General features: G+C 63.2%; 1 pseudogene. It reads left to right on the top strand.

Annotation, left to right across the window (positions count from 1 at the left end):
• Positions 1-228, top strand: a pseudogene (locus tag FS767_RS22750) (amino acid ABC transporter substrate-binding protein); the annotation flags it as partial.

Here is a 228-nt window from a genome sequence, read left to right as displayed (position 1 = left end):
ACCGCGCTGCAGTCCGGCGAGATCGACGTCCTGTCGCGCAACACTACCTGGACCAGCTCCCGCGATGGCGGCATGGGCCTGATGTTTACCGCCGTGACCTACTACGATGGCCAGGGCTTCCTGGTGAACAAGAAGCTGGGTGTGAAGAGCGCCAAGGAACTGGACGGTGCCACCGTGTGCATCCAGGCCGGTACCACCACCGAGCTGAACCTGGCTGACTACTTCCGC

The sequence above is a fragment of the Pseudomonas sp. DE0010 genome, from assembly GCF_007680745.1.
Taxonomy (GTDB): domain Bacteria; phylum Pseudomonadota; class Gammaproteobacteria; order Pseudomonadales; family Pseudomonadaceae; genus Aquipseudomonas; species Aquipseudomonas parafulva_B.
This window is presented reverse-complemented; position numbering and strand designations above follow the sequence as displayed.